Source organism: Pseudomonas sp. D4002 (genome assembly GCF_013385665.1).
Classification (GTDB): Bacteria; Pseudomonadota; Gammaproteobacteria; order Pseudomonadales; family Pseudomonadaceae; genus Aquipseudomonas.
Genome location: NZ_JACAPN010000043.1, coordinates 16,864 through 37,315, shown reverse-complemented (window position 1 = coordinate 37,315; position 20,452 = coordinate 16,864). Strand labels below are relative to the sequence as shown.

Genomic DNA, 20,452 nt, shown 5'->3' with positions numbered 1-20,452 from the left:
GCGGGCTTGCTCGCGAATGCGCTGGTTCAGTCAATACATCTGGCGACTGATCCACCGCTTTCGCGAGCAAGCCCGCTCCCACATTGGGTTTGCGTACGCGTTAGAAATTGGCCTCCAGGGAAACCATCGCCGTACGCTCCTCTCCTACGTTGTAGTAAGCCGAGCTGGCCGCCAGGCCATTCACTGGCGCCGAGTTGAACGACACGGTGCGCGCCGAGCTCAAGTATTCCTTATCAAACACATTGAGCATCGAGAAGCGCAGCGCGGCCGACTTGAAGACCTTCTTGTCCACCGGCAGGTAGATACCGGCGTTGAGGTCGAACACGGTGCGCCCGGAGATTTTCTCGTTGTTGGTCAAATCACCGTAGAACGCCCCGACATACTTGCCGGCAATGTTGCCGTAGTAGCGCTTGTCGTCGTAACCAAACACCAGGTTGAGCATGTTTTCCGGCACGTTGGCCAACTGGTTGCCCTTGGTCGGCAACAACACGTTCTTGCTGACAAAGTCGTCCTGCTGCTCGGACTTGGTATAGGTGTACGACGCGTAGTAGTTGAAGTTGTACGGCAGCAGGCCGCTCCACTCCAACTCCAGGCCTTTGTTGGTCACGTCACCGACGTTGGCCATCACGTAGTCACCGTTCAAGTCGGTGGTCGACAGCTGACGGTCCTTGAAGGTGATGTAGAACAGGGTGGCGCTGAGGGCCATTTTCTCTTCGGTGTAGCGCCAGCCCAGTTCCTGGTTCCAGCTCAGCTCGGGGTTGAGGTTGAGGGAATCGCCCTTGTTGTACAGCACGTAGTTCTGCGGTGTGCGCATGTTGCGAGTGACGTTGTAGAACGCCTGGTTGCTCTCGTCGACCTGGTACTTGGCACTGAAGTTCGGCAGGAACTGATGGTAGCGGGCGTTACGCTTTTCCGGCTTGTCATACAGGCTACCCAGGTTGTCGCCGTCACGCTCGACGTACTGGTACGCCAGCCCGCCGACAAAGCTCAGGTCTGGCGTGGCTTGCCAGCTGTCCTGCACCCACAGCTTCTGGGCCGGGGTCACGGTGTATTGATGACGCCCCTGGACAGTCTTGCCGTTCTTGTCGACCACCTGGCCGCCGCTGTTGTAATCGCCCCAGACGTCGTCCGGTGCACCTTCGCTGTTGATCCCGATATACGGCTGGGTCTGGCGCTGGCGAGCGCGCTCGTACCAGTAGCCGTAATCCAGGCTGTGCTCCTCGTTGATGTCCCATTTCATTTTGACCGTCACGCCAGGGCGCCAGGTTTCGGTCCACGAGGGGCGATAGTAGTTGGCCGACTTGAGGTTGCTCAGGTCGTAGTTGCCACTCTTGTCGGACTTCGGCCCCAGGTTGGTCGCGGTCTGGCCGCTGAAACTGCCGCCGTTGCCCCAGTAGTAGTAAGGCGCAACCGTCAGGGCCAGGTCATCACGCAGGCGCCAGCGCTGGGTGAAGGTGGTCATGACACTTTCAAATGGGTTGCGGTTGAGCTTGTAGGAAGACGACAGCAAGCCGTTTTTGTAGACCGGGGTTTCCGCGTAATCCAGGCGGCGGCCCTGTTGCTGGAACTGGCTCTTGCTCAGCGTGTTGTAGTTATAGTTTTCCTGGGTGTTGTACTTCATGGTGAAGTTGCTGGTGTTGCCGTTGTCGTCTTCGAACAGCGTGCTCCACTCCACCTTGTCGCCCCGCAAGGTGCCCTTGCCGCGCCACTTGTCGCCCTCGGTGTGAGAGGCCGACACCCAAGTCTTGAAGCCGCCGAGGTCGCCGGTGTTGATGCGGGCGAAGGACTTTGTCAGGTTGTTCGAACCCATGGATTGCTTGACGAACAGCCCCGGCTCGTTGGTCGGCCGAATGGTGACCATGCCGATGTTGCCGCCGCTGGAACCAATGTGCGGGCCGTCCGCTTCCGAGGAGCCCTGGGTGACAAATACTTCGCCGACGTTTTCCGGGTCGCCCAATTGGTTGGCGTAAACACCGTAGCTGCCGGAGTCGTTGATCGGCACGCCGTCCATGGAAACCCCGACCTGGTCGGAGTTCATGCCGCGCATGGTGAAGCTGGTGCCGCTCATGCCGCTGGCGTCGTCGTTGGAAACGTTGATGCCCGGGGTGTACTTGAGCTTGTCGATGGCGTTGGCCGTCGGGGACATTTCATCCATGGCTTCCTTGGTCACGGTGGACCGGGCCTTGGCACTTTCTTCCTGAATCATGTGGCCGGTGCCCAGGGTACGTTCGCCGGCGACGTGCACCGAACCGACATCCTGGGAATCGTCTGCCAGAACCAGCGGCGCAAAGCCGCCCAGGCCCGATGCTAAAAGCAGGGCATAGAGTTTGTTGTAGGTCACGAGTAGATCCCTTACATGCATCTATCTGTTGTTATGGGGGAGGTATTGGCGATCTCGGCTGGGTGAACAGCGCCGCCAATCTTCCTGACCACCTGCTCAGGAATCCGAGGATCATCCGTGCATCACGTAACGATTTGGTTACAGGTTTTGGCGATTGCGATGAAGGTTAAATGAAAGGTCCACACACACGGATGTGCCAAGGCATGGGGATTTTCAAGAGAGACAGGTGCAAGTAATGACAGCGCCACGCCATTGCAGCGTAGCGCTCTGTATCTAGCGCAATACGATCATCCGACCGAGCAGCGAGTGTTGTTCAAACCCCAAGACCGCCTGCAACGCATTGAGCACCGCCTGGGGGTCCTTGCTCGGGAAACTGCCGCTGACACGCCGGGCGCCGAGGTCTTCGTTGAGCAGCAGAATACGCCCGGGGTAGTAGCGACCGAGGTCTTGCACCACATCGGCCAGTGGTGCCTTGTAGTAATTGAGCCAACCGTCACGCCAGGCCAGGCGCGATTCGCTGTCGACCGCGTGCAGCTCATCGGCGACACCATCGGCGTAGGCCACTTGCTGGCCGGCCGTGAGAATCTGCTGCTGGCCATACTTGGACGGCGTGACCCCAACCCGGCCGGACAACACCGTCACCTGCGCACCTGTCGGTTGCAGGCGTACTTCGAACTGCGTGCCCAGCACCCGCGCCTCACCGCTGCCGGCCTCGACCACGAAGGACTGTCCCGTGTGGGTCACGCTGAAAAATCCGGCGCCACGGCGTAGCTGGATATGGCGCTCGCCATGCTTGAAATCCACTGCGATCGCACTGTCGGCGTCCAGGGTGACCTGGCTTTGATCGGCCAGGGTCACGGTCTTCACCTCACCCGGCGCGGTGACGTAATCCGCGCCGAAGTCATCGACCCAGCGTGACGGCTGCCAGCCGGCGCCCATCGAGATCATCACCAGCAGGCAGGCGGCCATGGCCAGGGCACCAGACCAGCGCCGCACGCTGGAGCGTTTCGAGGTATTCATCGCGTTCAAGTAACCCTGCAGCGCCAGGGCATCCTCATCCGCCAACGTTCTGGCCGGTACTTCACTCAATTCCCACAGCACCTGGGCCTGGGCATAGGCTTCCACATGCGCAGGATCGGCCCGCAGCCAACGGCTGAACGTGGCCTGGTCGCCACTGCTGGGCTGGTCGTGCAACAGGCTCAACCAGGCCAGTGCGGCCTGTTCCTGGTCGGGCGTCGGGGTGACGCGGGCAGTGGCGTTCACGGAGCTTTCCTTGGCGATGGTTCACGAAGGCTGGCCTTGCAGGCTTCGAGGGCACGCATCATATGTTTTTCCACGGCGCTTTGGGACAGGCCCATGGCCTTGGCGATTTCCGCGTACTTGCGGCCATGGATGCGGTTGAGCAGGAAAATCTGCCGGGTACGTTCCGGCAGGCTGCGCAAGGCTGCTTCAACGTGACGCAGATCATTGCCCGCCTCCAGCGCGGCCTGGGGTTCGCAGCCCTGGTTATCCTGTTGTTCCGGCAGCCAGCCTTCGCTGCTGCGCACCCGGGCGCCTTCGCTGCGCAGGTGGTCGATGGCGATATTGCCGGCGCAGCGCAGCAGGTAGGTGCTGAGCTCCTCGACCTGCACCAGCGGCCGGCGCCAGAAGCGCAGGAACAAATCCTGCACCAGGTCCGCCGCCGTCGCACGGCAGCCCACGCGGCGGCTGACCAGCGCTTCCATCTGCGAGCGCTGGGACAGGAACACCTGCAGGAAATGCGCCCGTCCGCCCGCCGCGTCTGCGTGCTGCTCTGGGTGTTCGGGAGGCGTGGTGATCATCAACAGTGGACTCAAAGGGTCGCGAAGGCCGCAACCGGACTGGCCAGCAGGCCGAGGCCCGCCAGGATCAAGGCCAGCCTTGGCCGATACGGCAACAGCAACACCAGCAACAACCCGCTGAGCATCAAGACCGCGCACCACTCCACCAACCCCTGGCTCCACCCGGTCGCGAGCACCGCCGGCCAGATCGAGACAATCAACAGCAGCCAGCCGCCCACGCGCAAACCCAGGCGCCGACGAGGCGAAGGTTTACTGTGCAGCAGTTCGCCATGGTGCCGGTCCATGGACAGGCACAACGCGGTAAACCCTGCGTAACACAGCAGCAGCGCCAGGAGCATTCAGTTCACCTCGCCCTTGAGGGTCAATGGCCGGGCACGTTCGGCCTTGGGCTGAGGGACGCGGCGGTGCTGCATTTTCCAGGCAGCCCAGGCGAGGAACACACCGCTGCCCAGGCACGTCAGGTCGAAGCCGGCCATGGCCCAGTCGCCGTTGGCCAGGGTCACACCCAAATGCTGGGTCGTGGTCAGCGCGTTGAGCACCGGCACGCCGATAAACAGCAGCGCGCCCACACTCAATTGCTCAACCCAGCCGCGGCGCCCCTGGCGAACAATCGCGTGCACGACGCTCAAGCCCCAGGCAATAAAGAAGGCTTGTACTTCCCAGTCCGAGCGCCCGGCAAAGCTGGCTGGTAACAGGCGGTTGGCCCAGAAGAATGCAGCGATGGCGATCATCAAGCCGGACATGCTGGCGATGTTCAGCACTTCCACCAGCCGCAGCTCAAAGGGCATCACACCGGTTTTGGTGTGCTTGAGCTGACGCTTGCCCAGCCACATCACCAGCCCGGTGCCGATCATTGCCGTGCCCGCGAGGCCGCAGATGAAATACAGCCAGCGCAATACCGGGCCGGCGAAATGGCCCATGTGCAAACCGTAGAAGCTGCCACCAATCGCCGCCGGCAGCGACTGCTCGCCGCTCACCCGCAACAGTTCGCCGGTAGTGCCGTTGAATGAGACGGTGCTGCCAAAGTCATGCACCACTCGATCCGACCCGGCGCGGAACACATTGACCGAGGCGTTTACATCGCTTGGATTATTCACCACCAGCCGTCCGACATGCCCGCCGGCCCATTGCTCGCGCGCCTGCTCGTACATCGGGCCCAGTGGCAGCAATTGCCCCGGCTGGCCGAGGGCCGGCGCATTGTCGGTGGCCGGAAACACATCGTTGAAGAACGCACGGGTGTCGTTGCCGTAGGAAGCGAGGATGCTCGCCGGCATCACCATGCTCATGAAAATCACCAGGCTGCTGTAGGTGATCATCAAGTGGAACGGCAACACCAGCACGCCCACGGCGTTGTGCCCGTCGAGCCAGGAACGCTGGCCCTTGCGCGGGCGGAAGGTGAAGAAGTCCTTGAAGATTTTCTTGTGGGTGATGATCCCGGTGATCAGCGCCACGAACATCACCATCGCGGCGATGGTCGACAGCCAGCGGCCCCACGGATAGGGCATTTGCAGCTGGAAGTGGAAACGATAGAAGAATTCGCCGCCCATGCTCTCCCGGGCCTGGACCTGCTGGCCGCTGACGGGATCGAGAAGTTTTTCGACGAAATTACCGCGTTTGCCCGGGTCGACCTTGTCTTGCCACATCACCGACAGGCCCGGCTCACGGCTGCTCGGCAAGGTGATAAACCAGCGCGCGGCATTGGGCGCCTGGTGTTGCAGATAGGTTTGGGCGGCGGCCAGGCTACGGGCGTCATCGACGGGATGCGCCTGCACTTCGGGCTGCATCCAGTGGGTAATTTCGTCCTTGAAATACGACAGGGTGCCCGTCAGGAAAATCGCAAACAGCAGCCAGCCAAAGATCAACCCGGCCCAGGTGTGCAACCAGGCCATGGCCTGGCGGAAGCCCTCTTTCATGTGCGCGCCATCCAGTACGCCAACCCGGCGAACGTGGCCATTATCGCGCTGGGCAGCAACACGCCAAACCAGGCGCGCCAGGCCGTGCGGCAGGCGAAGCACCAGATGACCGCCAACAGGTAGAACACAAACGAACTCAGCATGCCGCTGATCACCGCATCGGCGCGGCTGGTGGGCAGCCACAGCGTCATGCACACGCTGGCCAGCGAGGCCAGCAGGTAACCGCCGACCACAGCCGCCAGCACCCGCGAAGTCACGGCAAGACGGTAGGAAACGGGAAGTGAGGTTTTGCGTTTCATGCACAAGGCGCCAGGTTCGTCAGTGCGCAATATTAATGATAAAGGTTCTCATAAGCAAAAGAGAACGCATCACTGGCAATTGCCGAACCCGCCCGCGCGCCCTACAATGCGAACAATTCTTGTTCTCTAAAGCATGCCCATGCTGCCGGAGTGTGCGCGTTGCAGCCGTCCAACACCGTCGAAGTCCTGTACCACGACCATCACCACTGGCTCACCGGCTGGTTGCGACGCAAGCTCGGCTGCCCGGAAAGCGCCGCCGACCTGGCCCAGGACACCTTCATCCGCGTGCTCACCGCACGGGAAACACCGACGCTGATCGAACCTCGCGCCTTCCTCACCACCATCGCCAAGCGCGTGCTGTTCAACCATTACCGCCGCCAGGACCTGGAGCGCGCCTACCTCGACGCCCTGGCGCAGATGCCCGAACACGTGGCGCCGTCGGAAGAAGAGCGGGCGATCATCCTGCAAACCCTGATGGAGCTGGACCAGTTGCTGGATGGCTTGGCGCCGCTGGTTAAACGCGCGTTCCTGCTGGCCCAGCTCGACGGCCTGACCTACGCGCAAATCGGCGCGGAACTGGGGATCTCCATCGCCACGGTCAAGCGTCACCTGCATAAAGCGGCGATGCGCTGCTACTTCGCCCTATGAGTTTCTCAACGCAAGTCGCCGAACAAGCGGTGCACTGGCTGATGGAAATGCAGCAGGGCCCGCTCAACCCGCGCAAACAGGCGGCCTGGCAACACTGGCTGGACGCCCACAGCGAACACCAGCGGGCCTGGGAGCACATCCAGCGAGTGAACCAGCGGTTGCGCGGGATGCCATCACCGTTGGCCCACGCCGCCTTGAATGCACCGAAATCCAACAGTCGTCGTCAGGCCCTGAAGTTGTTGCTGATACTCGGCGCCGGGTCGGCAGCGGCCTGGGGTTTGCGCCAGCAACATATATTGCCGCCGTTGAGTGCCGACTACCGCAGCCCCATCGGCCAACGGCGCAAGTTCCAGCTGGCGGATGGCAGCCAATTGCAGCTCAACACCGGCAGTGCGGTGGATGTGCATTTTGATGGCCAGCAACGCTTGATCCGCCTGCTCGAAGGCGAAATCCTGCTGACCGCCAAACCCGGCAACGCCCCGCTGCGGATCATCACGTCCCAGGGCCTGCTCAGCGCCCAGGCCGCGCGGCTGAACGTGCGGCAATTCAACGATCACACACAACTGGCGGTGTTTGATGGGCACGTTGACGTGATGCCCAACACCTATAGCGGTTTGCCGTTGTCGGTGGAGAAAGCCCATCAGGTCAATTTCACCCGCAAAGGCTGGGACACCGCCCGCCCCACCGACGCCGGCAGCGGCGCCTGGGCCGACGGCATGCTGGTGGCGGCCCACATGCGCCTGGAAGATTTCCTCGCCGAATTGAGCCGTTATCGCCGTGGCCAGCTCAATTGCGACCCGCAGGTGGCCAACCTGCTGATTTCCGGCAGCTACCCGCTGGACGACAGCGAACGAATCCTGGACCTGCTGCAAGTCAGCCTGCCGGTCAGGGTCCGGCGGTTTACCCGCTACTGGGTCACTGTCGAAGCCCGTGCCTGAAATATTTTCAAACCCCGTGAGCCGTTTTCCGCACCTCGCGTGACAGAGAAGGAAAGCCACCTTGATCCTTCCTTCTCAGGACCGCACTTCATGCCCCAGCAACCGACTCGCCTGACGCCACTCGCCCGCACCCTGCGCCACTTGTTGCTGGGGGCCAGCCTCAGTTTCAGCACCGTTCCCTACGTAATGGCGGCCGACGCCAAGCCCTACCGCATCGCCCCTACGTCACTGGAAGCGGCGCTGAATCAATTTGGCCGGGAAGCCGGCGTGCTGATTTCATTTGGCTCGGACGTGACTGCCGGCGTGCAAAGCCACGGCCTGTCGGGCAACTACACCGCTGAAGAAGGCTTGAATGCGTTGCTCAAAGGCACCGGCCTGCAAGCCCGTGCCGAGGGCAACAACGCCTTCAGCCTGCAACCGGCGAATGCTCCGGCCACCCTCGAATTGGGCACCTCCAACGTGGTCGGCGACTGGCTGGGGGACGCGGAACAAACCAACGTCTTCGAGCACCCGGGCGCTCGGGACGTGATCCGCCGCGAAGAATTCGAACGCCAGGGCGCCACCCAGGCCCGCGACGTGCTCAACCGCATTCCCGGGGTCAACGCCCCGGAAAACAACGGCACCGGCAGCCACGACATGGCGCTGAACTTCGGCATTCGCGGGCTCAACCCACGCCTGGCCTCGCGCTCCACGGTCTTGATGGACGGCATCCCGGTGCCGTTCGCGCCGTATGGCCAGCCGCAGTTGTCGTTCGCGCCCATCAGCATGGGCAACATGGATGCCGTGGACGTGGTACGCGGCGGCGGCGCAGTGCGTTATGGCCCGCAGAACGTCGGCGGCATCGTCAACTTCGTCACCCGCGCGATTCCCGATGCGCCAACGGTGAAAGGCGGCCTGCAAACCGAAACCAGCCCGTCTTCCAGCCACGATGGCTTCAAGACCACCGGCAACCTGCTGGCCGGCGGCACGGCGGACAACGGCCTGGGCGGCGCGATCCTGTATTCCGGCACCCGTGGTGGTGATTGGCGCGAGAACAGCGACACCCGCATCGACGACCTGATCCTCAAGGGCAAATACCAGCTGGACGACGCCAACAGCTTCAACGCCATGGCGCAGTACTACGAAGGCAAGGCGGATATGCCCGGTGGTTTGAGCACTGCGGCCTACAAGGCCGACCCGTATCAGTCCACCCGCCCCTACGACCAGTTCTGGGGCCGGCGTACCATGTTCAACGCGGGCTATCGCTACCAGGAAGATCGCCGGGAATTCACGGTCAACAGCTTCTTCACCACCACCCTGCGCAGCGGTTACCTGGACCAGGGCAACTTCCTCTCCCTGTCGCCCCGCGAGTATTGGGTACGCGGCCTGGAAACCCGTTTCGCCCAAGGCTTCGACCTCGGCCCAACCAGCCACGAAGTCGGCGTGGGCTACCGCTACATCAACGAGGCCGGCCACGAACTGCGCTACCGCACGCCGATTTCCGCCAATCAGCAACTGCCGACCACCGACAGCCGCAACGACCGCGACACCCGGGGCAGCACCGAAGCCAATGCGTTCTTCGTCGACGACCGGATTGATATCGGCAAATGGACCATCACCCCGGGCATCCGCTACGAGATGATCGAGTCCCAGCAGACCAACAACCTCAGCAACGTCAAATACAAGGGTGACTACAACACCGCCCTGCCGGCGTTGAACGTGCTCTACCACCTGACGGACGACTGGAACCTCTATGCCAACACCGAAGGATCGTTCGGCAGCGTGCAGTACAGCCAGATGCCCAACCGCGTGACCAGTGGCGAAGTGAAGCCGGAAAAAGCCCGCACCTGGGAACTCGGCACACGCTATGACAACGGCACCTTGCGCGCCGAGATCGGCGCGTTCCTGATCAACTTCGACAACCAGTACGACAGCAACCAGACCAACGACACCGTGATCGCCCGCGGCGAAACCCGCCATCAGGGCATCGAGTCCAGCATCAACTACGCCCTCGACGGCTTGAGCCCGGCGCTCGCCGGTTTTGATGTGTACGCCACCTACGCCTACGTCGACGCCACCATCCGCGAAGACGGCCCGAACAAAGGCAACCGCGTACCCTTCTCCTCCAAGCACAAGGGCACGCTGGGTGTGGGTTACACCGAAGGTCGCTGGAAGTTGAACGTGGACAGCAGCTACCAGAGCAGCCAGTTTGCCGACAACGCCAACACTGAAGCAGAAAGTGCTGATGGCAGCACCGGACGCATTCCTGGCTACATGCTGTTCAGCAGCCGCGCGGCGTACGACTTTGGCCCGCAGCTGTCGGATTTGAACGTGGCGGTGGGTGTGAAAAACATCTTCAACAAGCAGTACTACACCCGCTCGTTTGACGATAACAACAAGGGCAAATACGTCGGCGAGCCGCGCACGCTGTATGTGCAGACGTCCATCGCGTTCTGATCAGCTACCCGCCAGGCACGACGGTGTGCCGGCCACCAACGCGTCGATGGCGCAACGGGTCTTGGCCGGCATGTGCGTCGCCGTGGGCCAGATGACATGGATCGGCATCGGTTGCTCGCGGTGGCCCGGCAGTACCGCCTGCAGTTGCCCGCGCAGCACGTAGTGGGCGATCAGCCAACTGGGCAACCAGGCCAGGCCGACCCCGGCGATGGCGGCATCGGCCACGGCCTGCAGGTCATCGAGGATCAACGGCGAGGCGACTCGCTCGCGATGCGGGGCATTGCTGCGATAGGCAATGCCTCGATGCCCGGCCAGGTCCGCGATGGATTCGATTCGACCGGTTCGCTGCAGGTACGCGGGCGACGCCGCCAGGGCAATCGCCTGCTCGCCGAGGCGACGTGCACTCAAGCGGTCGGTGTCGGGCAATGCGCCAATGCGCACCGCCAGGTCGAAGCCTTCCTGGGCCAGGTCGATCAATCGGTCTGAGAAGGAAATCTCGATTTCCAGTTGCGGAAAATGGTCCATCAGCCCCCACAACGCCGGCGCCGCATAGTGATGACCGAACGCCAAAGGCAAGCTGGCCCTTAAACGTCCACGGGGCTGCTGACGGCCACTTTCCAGCACGGATTCGGCGGCTTCCAGTTCCGCCAGCGCACGCAGGCAATGCTCGTAATAGGCCTGCCCGTCCTCGGTCAAACGCTGACGCCGGGTGGAGCGTTGCAACAGCGACGTCCCCAACCGCGCCTCCAGCCGCGCCAGGCCTTTGCCCACCGCCGAGCGCGTGAGGTTCAGCCGTTCGGCGGCCTCCGTCAGATTGCCGCTCTCGACGATCTGCAAAAACAGTTCAACACCATCAAAACGCGGAGTGGCCATGGTCGTGTGTCGCCCTATATTCCCTTATCACAGGAAGAAGTATCGCTAATAAAGAATCAGATTCCCGTGAAAATGACATCTTCCCCCATCGAAAGGAAGAGGCCATGCCACCCGACGCCGTTGTATCTGCCATCAACCCGCCACGTACCGCCCGGGACGGCCTTGCGCTCACCGCCGTGTGCCTGGTGGCGCTGATGTTCGGGCTGGAGATTTCCAGCGTGCCGGTCATCCTGCCCACCCTTGAGCAGCAACTGGGCACCGGCTTCCAGGACGCCCAATGGATCATGAACGCCTACACCCTGGCCTGCACCAGCGTGCTGATGGCCGCCGGCACATTGGCCGATCGTTTTGGCCGCCGACGCATGCTGGTGCTGTGCCTGTGGGTATTCGGGCTGGCTTCGCTCGCCTGCGGGCTGGCGAACGATGCGTCCACGCTGATCGCGGCGCGTTTTGTCCAGGGCGTGGGTGGCGGGGCGATGATGATCTGCCAGTTCGCGATCCTGTCGCACCAGTTCCGCGAGCCGGCGACCCGGGCCCGGGCCTTTGCGGTGTGGGGCGTGATCGCCGGGGTGGGCCTGGGTTTCGGGCCGATGGTGGGGGCATTGATCCTGGCGGTGGCGGATTGGCGCTGGGTGTTTCTGGTGCATGTGCCGTTGACCTTGTTCACCCTGGTGTTGCTGCGCATCAGCGTGCAGGAATCCCGTGACCCGGCGGCCCATCGCCTCGATATAGCCGGTATGGCCACCCTCACCCTGGCAGTGTTCGCCCTGGTCTATTTCATCACCCAGGGCACCGAGAGCGGCTTTGCCACCCCGGCCATGCTCGGCTGGGCCGGATTGTCGGTGGCCAGCCTGCTGTTGTTCGTGGTTGTCGAGCGGCGCAGCCCGCATCCGATGTTCGACTTCTCGGTGTTTCGCATCCCGCGCTTCAACGGCGCACTGATGGGCTCGATCGGCATGAACTTCAGCTTCTGGCCCTTCATGATCTACCTGCCGCTGTATTTCCAGGCCGGCCTGGGCTACGACACCATGCTCACCGGGCTCGCCCTGCTCGCCTATACCCTGCCCACGTTGGTGGTGCCGCCGCTGGCTGAACGCCTGGCCCTGCGCTATGGCGCCGAACGCATCATTCCATTGGGCCTGGGCCTGATGGGCGTGGGGTTTGTGACAATGGCGGCGATCAATCATAGCGGCCAGCCCAGTGTGGTATGGGTCCTGATCGCCTGTGGGATTGCCGGCAGCGGCTTGGCGTTCACCAACTCGCCCACCACCAACACCACCACCGGATCAGTTTCATCCGACCGCGCAGGGATGGCCTCGGGCATCGACTTCAGTGCACGTCTGATCACCCTGGCGCTGAATATCGCGTTGATGGGGTTGGTGTTGATACTCGGGATCGCTCACTACCTGGCAGGCGTGTCGCCCGCCACCGCGCAATTGGCCACCCTCAGCCAGGACATCGCCGCCGGCAAGCTGGACGTGTTGCCGCAGGGCCCACTGATCGCCCAGGCCGCGCTGCGCAACGGTGCGGGCTGGGCCATGTTGTATGCCGGCGTTGGAGCGTGCGCACTGTCGGCCTTGAGCGCCTGTTTTTTCCGGCGCAGCCCGCGCTGACCTTTTGCGCATAAAAAAACGGGCCTGCATCTGCAGGCCCGTTTTCAGTGGGGTTGAAAAAAGTATCAGCTATCAGCCGTTAAGCGCAGCCTGTTCGTTTTCCAGGAATTCCTCTTCTAGCTCGGCCTCGTCGGCCTTGGTATTGGGCAGGCTTTGACCCGCGGCGCGTGGTTTGCCGCGCAGTTTGCCGTACAGATGCTCCAGGGCATGCTCCAGCTTGGTCGCTGCGCCATCGATCGCCTGTTCCAGCGTATCGGCTTTATGGAGGACCGAAAGCGGTTGATGGCCTTTTGGCCGTGCTTCCAGTCGGCAACTCAGATCGTGTGGGCCGGGCTTGTCACCGTTCTCGTCCCGCAGGTAAACCTCGACGCGGGTCAGATCTTCTTCGTAACGTTCGAGCGTGCTCTCAATGGTGGTACGTACCCACTCCTCCAGTCGGATGCTGCTTTCAATATGGTTATCGCTATTGACTTGGATTTGCATAGTTTTCCCTTATTTCAGCTAGCTCGCCGAAGGCCATTCCTGCTTCACCGGATGGGTGAAAACCATGACCTCCTGATTACACAATTGAGCAGACAGAGGAACATTTCAACCCCTTTGCAAAGATAAATCCCACATTACAAATTAACCCTGACTACAACCAAAAACGCTGTTAGGGTGGGGAGTTGGTTACATCTTCTTACCGCCAACTTCCTTACAATTGCCCCTCTCCCAACGGGTGCAATCCGCGAAAAATCTCCGCTTCCTCCACCAGCCAGTCATGCACCGCCCGCACGCCCGGATGGCTCAACGCACCCGGCGCGTACAACAGCACATAGCGTTTGTGGTTGGGGACGGCGAGGCCGAATGGCACGATCAAGGTGCCGCGTTCCAGTTCGTCATTGAGCAAGGTTCGCCGGGCAATCGCCACGCCCATGCCCGCAATCGCCGCCTCGATGGTCAGGTGGTTGCGGTTGAAGGTATGCCCGCGCCGTACGTCGGCGGCGTCATAGCCGATGGCGTTCAGGTAGAACTCCCACTCTGCATACTCATAACTCCCACGCCAGGCAGTGATGTCGTGCAGCAGCGGGAAATGCACCAGGTCAGCGGGGCCATGCAGTGGCGGTCGCCCCCGCAGCAGGCTCGGTGCGCACACCGGGAAAATCTGCTCGTCCAGCAAGGCTGTGGACAACAAGCCGGGATAGCTGCCGTCGTTAAGGTCGATGGCCAGGTCGAAGTCGCCCTCGTGCAGGGCGACGCTGCTGTCTTCGGCAACCATGCGCAGCTGGATATCCGGGAAGCGCTGCTGCAAACGCGGCAAACGCGGGGTCAGCCATTTGCCGAGAAACGACGGGATCGAGCGCAGGCGCAAGGTGCCGCTGATCATCCCGGCGTCCAGCCGCTGCAACTCGGCATCGATGCTGCCATAGGCCTCGCCCACGGTGATCGCCAACCGCTGGCCCTCTGCGCTCAGCTCAACCCCGCGTGCGCGCCGATGGAACAGGCGAAAGCCCAGGCGCTCCTCCAACTGACGGATTTGCTGGCTGACCGCGCCCGGGGTGATGTGCAGTTCCTCGGCGCAACGGGTGAACGACAAATGCCGTGCCGCGCAGGAAAAAACGTGCAACCAGACGTAGGTCTGGCCATGAAGCGGGCGAGCCATAGGGTTTAGTCCTGCTAAAGGGTGTCTTAGGATAATTCGTTGGTCAGTGCCGATCCAGAGGCTCAGTATCGCGCCAATTCCGCTTGTCCTACAAAACATGGCAGCGATTCCTACTCCATTGCTTGTAAGGGTTTAGCATGGCTATCAGTGTTTTCGATCTATTCAAAGTGGGAATTGGTCCTTCCAGCTCCCATACCGTCGGCCCGATGCGGGCCGCGGCGACCTTCGTCCAAGCGCTTATCGACCAGCAATTGCTCGACGAAACCCGTCGGGTAGAAGTGCGTTTGTACGGCTCGCTGTCCGCCACCGGTGTCGGCCACGCCACCGACCGCGCCTGCGTGATGGGCCTGATGGGCGAATGGCCAGACAGCATCGACCCCACCAGCATCGGCCCACGCATCCAGCAACTTCGCGAGTCCGGCCAATTGCTGCTCGGCGGCCGCATGTCGATTGCCTTCAATTGGCAACACGACCTCCTGCTGCTGGACGAAAGCCTGCCCTACCACCCCAACGCCATGTCCCTGCATGCCTACGGCGAAAACGGCCTGTTGAGCGAGCAGACGTACTACTCGGTGGGCGGCGGTTTCATCATCGAAGCGGCGGAAGCCGAATCCGGCATCGCGCCGACCAGCGAAGTGCAATTGCCTTACGACTTCTCCAGCGCCGCCGAACTGCTGGCCTTGTGCAACAAGCACGGCCTGCGGGTTTCCGAGCTGATGATGGCCAACGAGCGGGCCTGGCGCAGCGATGCCGAGATCCGCAGCGGCCTGCTGCATATCTGGTCGGTGATGCGTGAATGCGTCGAACAAGGCCTGCGCCACGAAGGCATCCTGCCCGGCGGTCTGGATGTGCCACGGCGCGCCGCGAAATTGCACCGCAGCCTGCTGGAAATCGGCAAACCCAACGTCATCACCTCGACCTTGTCGGCCATGGAATGGGTCAACCTGTTCGCCCTCGCCGTCAACGAAGAAAACGCCGCCGGGGGGCGCATGGTGACGGCGCCGACCAATGGCGCGGCGGGAATCATCCCGGCGGTGCTGCACTACTACATGAAGTTCAACCCGGACGCGTCCGACGATGACGTGGTGAATTTCTTCCTGGCTGCCGCCGCCGTCGGCATCCTCTGCAAGAAAAACGCCTCGATCTCCGGCGCCGAAGTCGGCTGCCAGGGCGAAGTGGGTTCCGCCTGCGCCATGGCCGCTGCCGGCCTTGCAGACGTGCTCGGCGCATCCCCGGAGCAACTGGAAAACGCCGCCGAAATCGGCCTGGAACATAACCTGGGTTTGACTTGCGACCCGGTTGGCGGGTTGGTCCAGGTGCCGTGCATCGAGCGCAACGCCATCGCCGCGGTCAAGGCGATCAACGCCACGCAAATGGCCCTGCGCGGCGACGGCAAACACTTCATCTCCCTGGACCGGGTGATCCGCACCATGCGCGACACCGGCGCCGACATGCACGACAAATACAAAGAAACTTCACGGGGCGGCCTGGCCGTCAGCTGGGTGGAGTGCTGAGGAGCATTCCCTGATCGCCCCAACGTGAGCCCGCGCAAAAATAATAACGAGGCAATAACGATGACCGATGTACGTACACCCGCTGCCGAAAATCCCGCTGTAGACCTGACGCCGACCACCGTTACACAAGGCTGGAACAAACACGACACCACCTGGATGCTCGGCCTCTACGGCACCGCCATCGGTGCCGGCACCTTGTTCCTGCCGATCAACGCTGGCGTGGGCGGCTTCTGGCCGTTGATCGTGCTGGCGCTGCTGGCCTTCCCGATGACCTTCTTCGCCCACCGTGGGCTGACGCGCTTTGTGTTGTCGGGCAAATCCGGCGACATCACCGAAGTGGTGGAAGAACACTTCGGCATCGGCGCCGGCAAGCTGATCACCCTGCTGTACTTCTTCGCGATCTTCCCGATTTTGCTGGTGTACAGCGTGGCGCTGACCAACACCCTGACCAGCTTTATGGAACACCAACTGCACCTGGCTGCACCGCCCCGGGCAATCCTGTCGCTGGTGCTGATCCTCGGCCTGATGGCCATTGTGCGCTGCGGCCAGGGCGTGATCGTCAAGGCCATGAGCGTGCTGGTGTACCCCTTCGTCGCCGCTCTGCTGCTATTGGCGGTGAGCCTGATCCCCAACTGGAACGGCGCATTCTTCGCCTCCGCCAGCGAAGGCATGCCCCTGCCGGCCTTCTTCAAGACCTTGTGGCTGGCGATCCCGGTGATGGTGTTTTCCTTCAACCACTCGCCGATCATCTCCGCCTTCGCCGTCGACCAGAAACGCGTGTACGGCCCGCAAGCCGAACGCAAAAGCAGCGGCATCCTGGCCATGGCCCACAGCATGATGGTGCTGACGGTGATGTTCTTCTGCTTCAGCTGCGTGCTGGCCCTGTCGCCGGCTGACCTCGCCGCCGCCAAGGCGCAGAACATCTCGATCCTGTCGTACCTGGCGAACCACTTCCAGACCCCGGTCATCGCCTACGCCGCACCGTTGATCGCGCTGGTGGCGATCACCAAATCCTTCCTGGGCCACTACATCGGCGCCAGCGAAGGCTTCCAGGGCCTGATCGTCAAATCCCTGCGCGGGCGCAACCGCAGCATGTCGGCCAAGTGGCTGGAGCGCTGCACCGCGCTGTTCATGGTGCTCACCTGCTGGGCCGTGGCCACCTTCAACCCGAGCATCCTCGGCATGATCGAAACCATGGGCGGGCCGATCATCGCCTGCCTGTTGTTCCTGATGCCGATGTACGCCATCCGCCGCGTGCCATCCCTGCGCCAGTACTCGGGCCAGGCGTCCAACGTATTTGTGGTGTTGATCGGTTTGATTGCGCTGTCTGCGATCGTTTTTTCGGTCATGCCCTGAAACGGATCACCGAACTCAAAAACACCACCCACCCACTGTGGGAGCGGGCTTGCTCGCGAAAGCGGTCGTTCAGCTGAGCAATCATTGGCTGACACACCGCATTCGCGAGCAAGCCCGCTCCCACAGGGGAAATTTGATGGCAGGCAGATTGCTGTACGGCACGCCCCTTGCTGTACAGCACTTGAGGAAAACGGACCTTGTGAAAACCTCAGCGAGCGAATGGCCGGTGGTCAGGAAACGCGAACTAATCCCGACACCGGTCGTCAATGACTGCATGTTCTTATCAGGCGGTAACGCACCATGGACAACCCTTTTCAGATCATCACCGACACCTTCGCCCCGAAATACCGGGTCAATTTAAGCATCCAGCGGCTGGACGGCGGCATCATGCTGACCCTGTCCGATGAAGACGGCGTCGTGGCCAAACGCATGATCAGCGCCGAACAACGCAACGACCCCCAGCGCCTGAAACGGCTGGTGCAGAGTGTGCAATTCGGGATTGCGATCGAGCAGGGGCACAGCGCGATGGAGATATTGGCGGTGATGACCGATGGGGACAGCCACCAGGTACTGCAGCGGCCGCCGGTCAGCAGGCCGCCGCTCAACGCAGGGTTCTAGAGCTCGCCCTTCTCTGTTTCAAGGCTCGCTTCGCCCTTGCGGCGCGGGCCTTCGACCTTCACCGACGGAAATGCCGACGACGCATACCGCACCACCAGAATCGCGAACGCCAGCAGCAGAATCCCACCGCACAGGTAGATGATGCCGATGTCGGGCGGGTTGTGGTGGGACACGTTGGAAATCAGCAGACGGGTCAGCGCCGTGATCGCCACGTAGATCAGGAAACGCACCGGCATGTGGTTGGTCTTGAAATAAATCCCGACCATCGCCCCCAGTTCCAGGTAGATGAACAGCAGCAAGATGTCATCGATCTTGATGTGCCCCGTCTCCAGCATCCCCAGAAATTCCATCACCGCGGCATAGGCGGTCACCGCACCAATGGCGAACAGTGCCAGGTAGTGGAAGGTCTCGACGAACAGATTTCCCAAGGACTCGGCCAGTTGGTGCACGGTCTTGCGCAGGTTTTCAGCCCAGTTGATTTTCACGATGATGCTTCCTTAGGTCGGCTCGACCGGATAATGCGGGTTGGACGTGACCGTTTCTCTGCATGCAGAAAAAAGGCCAGGGAACAGGAAGTGAGATGGTGGCGGGGTGATATGAGGCACTTATCTTGCTGCTTGATGATCGTTCCCACGCTCCGCGTGGGAACGATCCATCTAGGTGACCGGGTGATTTAGGTCAGGTCGGGGCGACTTGATCCAACGCTTGATCGACCAATAAACCACTCATTTCCAGCAGTTGATGGATCGCCAGAAGCAAACTTCGCTGTGGTCCTTCAAGCTCAAAAGCCAGGCTACTGGCCATTTCACGGGCACTGTTCAAGGTTTCGCTGGCATTGGCGAGTAATGTTTCAGTGTCAGTATTTGGGGTCACAGCGAAAAGCGCGGTAGGCGGCTTTATAGGCGATTCAGAAAAACAGGCAGTCATTTTTACCATGGTGCATTCCTTGGATTTACAAGATGTTTGCTCCTTAAATTCGAGCCGCCAAACTCGTGTACCGCATAAGCGAAGCCCGGAGAAGGTAAGCCACTGAATGACGCTCCTGCAACCCCACCAACCTGTGAGAAGTTTCCGATAGGGCAAACCAGCATTTGCCAGCTACATTGAAAAGCCACTACCCAAAGCCCATGGATTGGCTTATGCTTTTAGCTGTATATAAATACAGTAGTCGCGAGAACGCTTGGCGACATTCGAACCAAGGGCAACTCCCTTCAATACTGCACCGATGACGAGGCCGAAAAATGGCTGTTGAAACCCTGTATCGCAGTACCCGTGACCTGGAGACTACATTCGTGGATCGCAAACTTGCCGACGCACACGACCAGATGCTTGAGCTGGCAGAGTCCCTGATGGAAGTGCTGTTGAAAAACGTCGAAGGCTTGAGCGAGAAGCAGGCAGAAGATGCCGGTATTTTCATGGCCAAGAACCGCGCGGCGTTTGCGGCGGCGTTCAAGAACAATGCGAGTGCATTGGCGGAGATTGGGCAGCCAGCGGCTGAGTGATGCATTGCCAGTAGTGGCGAAAGGGCTTGCTGTGGCGAGGGAGCTTGCTCCCGCTGGGCTGCGCAGCAGACCCAAAAGCTTGGGAGCGCTGCGCACTCCAGCGGGAGCAAGCTCCCTCGCCACAGGTTATGCGTTGATGCCTTTCACATGTGTCATGCCTGCCACAAGGTCTTGCCGAAGAACGTCAACGTGCGGTCCCACGCCAGTTGCGACCAGGCGGCATCGTATTGCGTGTCTGCAATCCGACCATCACCAATCGCCGTCTCGTTGGCAAACGCATGGCGCGCCAGGTAGCGATGGAAAGTCGCGTCCACACCCGCAGCATGCAGTTTTGCCTCCAGCTCCGCCACGGTGTCGATATTGAAGAAGGCATCCTGCGTGCCCCAATGCCCGATCAGCGGCGCCTTGATCTTCGAAGCATCCAGATACTCCAGCGGCGGGAAGCCGTACCACACCACGCCCGCAGCGACTTCCGGAATCGCGTTCAACGCCAGCAACGTCAACGCCCCGCCCATGCAGTAACCGGTCACACCAACTTTTTTCGAATCCGCCTGCAAGTACTGCACGGCGCCCTTGATGTCCTGGGAAACCGCGTCACCAAAATCCAGCCCATCCATCAGGTGGTGAGCCTCTTCCTCTTCCACGGTCGACGCGCCGCGATAAAGGTCCGGCACCAACACGCGGTAACCGCATTCGGCCAGTCGATTGGCCACGCCCTTGATCTGATCGTTTACGCCCCACCATTCCTGGATCACCACGATCGCCGGCGCGCCTTCGAGTACGGCCGGGCTGGCCAGGTAGCCGTTGACGTCAGCGCCATCCGGACGTTTGAAGGTAATCATGCGCCCACTGGAGCGCCCTGCTGTTTGTTTGGACATGCCAACCTCGTTCTGATGGGTTTGAAAAAATAAGCCTGCAACAGAGATATCTGTATTTGCA

General features: G+C 61.4%; 20 protein-coding genes. 8 read left to right on the top strand and 12 right to left on the bottom strand.

Annotated features, from left to right (window positions below):
* Positions 1 to 100: 100 nt before the first annotated feature.
* The 6 genes from HX824_RS26675 to HX824_RS26650 form a co-directional block, all read right to left on the bottom strand.
* Positions 101 to 2,341 (bottom strand): TonB-dependent receptor, encoded by a 2,241-nt coding sequence (locus tag HX824_RS26675; RefSeq protein WP_177055543.1) that lies wholly within the window; start codon positions 2,339 to 2,341, stop codon positions 101 to 103.
* A 273-nt stretch (positions 2,342 to 2,614) separates the two neighbouring features.
* Positions 2,615 to 3,604, bottom strand: coding sequence for a FecR family protein (locus HX824_RS26670; protein ID WP_177055541.1), 990 nt, complete (start codon positions 3,602 to 3,604; stop codon positions 2,615 to 2,617).
* Positions 3,601 to 4,161 carry an RNA polymerase sigma factor gene (locus HX824_RS26665; protein ID WP_003212753.1) on the bottom strand — a complete coding sequence of 187 codons (561 nt, stop codon included), beginning with the start codon at positions 4,159 to 4,161 and terminating at the stop codon, positions 3,601 to 3,603. Before HX824_RS26665 ends, HX824_RS26670 begins: the two co-directional genes overlap by 4 nt.
* An 11-nt stretch (positions 4,162 to 4,172) precedes the next feature.
* Positions 4,173 to 4,499 carry a DUF3325 domain-containing protein gene (locus HX824_RS26660; protein ID WP_003212755.1) on the bottom strand — a complete coding sequence of 109 codons (327 nt, stop codon included), beginning with the start codon at positions 4,497 to 4,499 and terminating at the stop codon, positions 4,173 to 4,175.
* Complete coding sequence (locus HX824_RS26655) at positions 4,500 to 6,074, bottom strand: PepSY domain-containing protein (RefSeq protein WP_134325776.1); 1,575 nt, start codon at positions 6,072 to 6,074, stop codon at positions 4,500 to 4,502.
* The gene (locus tag HX824_RS26650) at positions 6,071 to 6,373 is read right to left on the bottom strand and encodes a DUF3649 domain-containing protein (protein WP_003212759.1); all 303 of its coding nucleotides are present in this window, start codon (positions 6,371 to 6,373) and stop codon (positions 6,071 to 6,073) included. The genes HX824_RS26655 and HX824_RS26650 overlap by 4 nt, the downstream gene beginning before the upstream one ends.
* 159 nt (positions 6,374 to 6,532) lie before the next feature.
* On the opposite strand from HX824_RS26650, the gene HX824_RS26645 reads away from it, so the two are divergent.
* The 3 genes from HX824_RS26645 to fecA all read left to right on the top strand — a co-directional run bounded on the left by HX824_RS26645 (position 6,533) and on the right by fecA (position 10,395).
* Positions 6,533 to 7,021 (top strand): sigma-70 family RNA polymerase sigma factor, encoded by a 489-nt coding sequence (locus tag HX824_RS26645; protein WP_177055539.1) that lies wholly within the window; start codon positions 6,533 to 6,535, stop codon positions 7,019 to 7,021.
* A complete protein-coding gene (locus HX824_RS26640) occupies positions 7,018 to 7,959 on the top strand; it encodes a FecR domain-containing protein (protein WP_177055537.1) in 942 nt (313 codons plus the stop codon). Before HX824_RS26645 ends, HX824_RS26640 begins: the two co-directional genes overlap by 4 nt.
* Positions 7,960 to 8,049: 90 nt before the next feature.
* Positions 8,050 to 10,395: a TonB-dependent Fe(3+) dicitrate receptor FecA gene (gene fecA / locus HX824_RS26635; protein WP_177055535.1), complete on the top strand. Its 2,346-nt coding sequence runs from the start codon at positions 8,050 to 8,052 to the stop codon at positions 10,393 to 10,395.
* Here fecA and HX824_RS26630 read toward each other — a convergent pair whose 3' ends face one another.
* Positions 10,396 to 11,268 (bottom strand): LysR family transcriptional regulator, encoded by an 873-nt coding sequence (locus tag HX824_RS26630; protein WP_177055533.1) that lies wholly within the window; start codon positions 11,266 to 11,268, stop codon positions 10,396 to 10,398.
* Between the two features lie 104 nt (positions 11,269 to 11,372).
* Here HX824_RS26630 and HX824_RS26625 point away from each other — a divergent pair, with 104 nt between their 5' ends.
* A complete protein-coding gene (locus HX824_RS26625) occupies positions 11,373 to 12,881 on the top strand; it encodes an MFS transporter (protein WP_177055531.1) in 1,509 nt (502 codons plus the stop codon).
* A 72-nt stretch (positions 12,882 to 12,953) separates the two neighbouring features.
* Here the strand turns inward: HX824_RS26625 and HX824_RS26620 are convergent, their stop codons facing one another.
* Positions 12,954 to 13,364, bottom strand: coding sequence for an HPF/RaiA family ribosome-associated protein (locus tag HX824_RS26620; protein WP_003212772.1), 411 nt, complete (start codon positions 13,362 to 13,364; stop codon positions 12,954 to 12,956).
* Between the two features lie 211 nt (positions 13,365 to 13,575).
* Positions 13,576 to 14,523 carry a LysR substrate-binding domain-containing protein gene (locus tag HX824_RS26615; protein WP_003212775.1) on the bottom strand — a complete coding sequence of 316 codons (948 nt, stop codon included), beginning with the start codon at positions 14,521 to 14,523 and terminating at the stop codon, positions 13,576 to 13,578.
* A 137-nt stretch (positions 14,524 to 14,660) separates the two neighbouring features.
* On the opposite strand from HX824_RS26615, the gene HX824_RS26610 reads away from it, so the two are divergent.
* From HX824_RS26610 to HX824_RS26600, 3 genes are all read left to right on the top strand, one after another.
* A complete protein-coding gene (locus HX824_RS26610; RefSeq protein WP_177055529.1) occupies positions 14,661 to 16,037 on the top strand; it encodes an L-serine ammonia-lyase in 1,377 nt (458 codons plus the stop codon).
* A gap of 60 nt (positions 16,038 to 16,097) precedes the next feature.
* Positions 16,098 to 17,393, top strand: coding sequence for a serine/threonine transporter (locus tag HX824_RS26605; RefSeq protein ID WP_177020374.1), 1,296 nt, complete (start codon positions 16,098 to 16,100; stop codon positions 17,391 to 17,393).
* A gap of 300 nt (positions 17,394 to 17,693) precedes the next feature.
* Positions 17,694 to 18,011 (top strand): DUF3509 domain-containing protein, encoded by a 318-nt coding sequence (locus HX824_RS26600; protein WP_177055527.1) that lies wholly within the window; start codon positions 17,694 to 17,696, stop codon positions 18,009 to 18,011.
* Here HX824_RS26600 and HX824_RS26595 read toward each other — a convergent pair.
* Positions 18,008 to 18,496 carry a phosphate-starvation-inducible protein PsiE gene (locus HX824_RS26595; protein WP_003212783.1) on the bottom strand — a complete coding sequence of 163 codons (489 nt, stop codon included), beginning with the start codon at positions 18,494 to 18,496 and terminating at the stop codon, positions 18,008 to 18,010. The two genes, HX824_RS26600 and HX824_RS26595, sit on opposite strands and share 4 nt — an antisense overlap.
* 193 nt (positions 18,497 to 18,689) lie before the next feature.
* Positions 18,690 to 18,947 carry a DUF6124 family protein gene (locus HX824_RS26590; RefSeq protein WP_008438570.1) on the bottom strand — a complete coding sequence of 86 codons (258 nt, stop codon included), beginning with the start codon at positions 18,945 to 18,947 and terminating at the stop codon, positions 18,690 to 18,692.
* 305 nt (positions 18,948 to 19,252) lie between these two features.
* On the opposite strand from HX824_RS26590, the gene HX824_RS26585 reads away from it, so the two are divergent.
* Positions 19,253 to 19,513, top strand: coding sequence for a YebG family protein (locus tag HX824_RS26585; RefSeq protein ID WP_003212789.1), 261 nt, complete (start codon positions 19,253 to 19,255; stop codon positions 19,511 to 19,513).
* A gap of 152 nt (positions 19,514 to 19,665) precedes the next feature.
* On the opposite strand, the gene HX824_RS26580 is transcribed toward HX824_RS26585, so the two are convergent.
* Positions 19,666 to 20,391, bottom strand: coding sequence for a dienelactone hydrolase family protein (locus tag HX824_RS26580; RefSeq protein ID WP_023659147.1), 726 nt, complete (start codon positions 20,389 to 20,391; stop codon positions 19,666 to 19,668).
* Positions 20,392 to 20,452 lie beyond the last annotated feature (61 nt).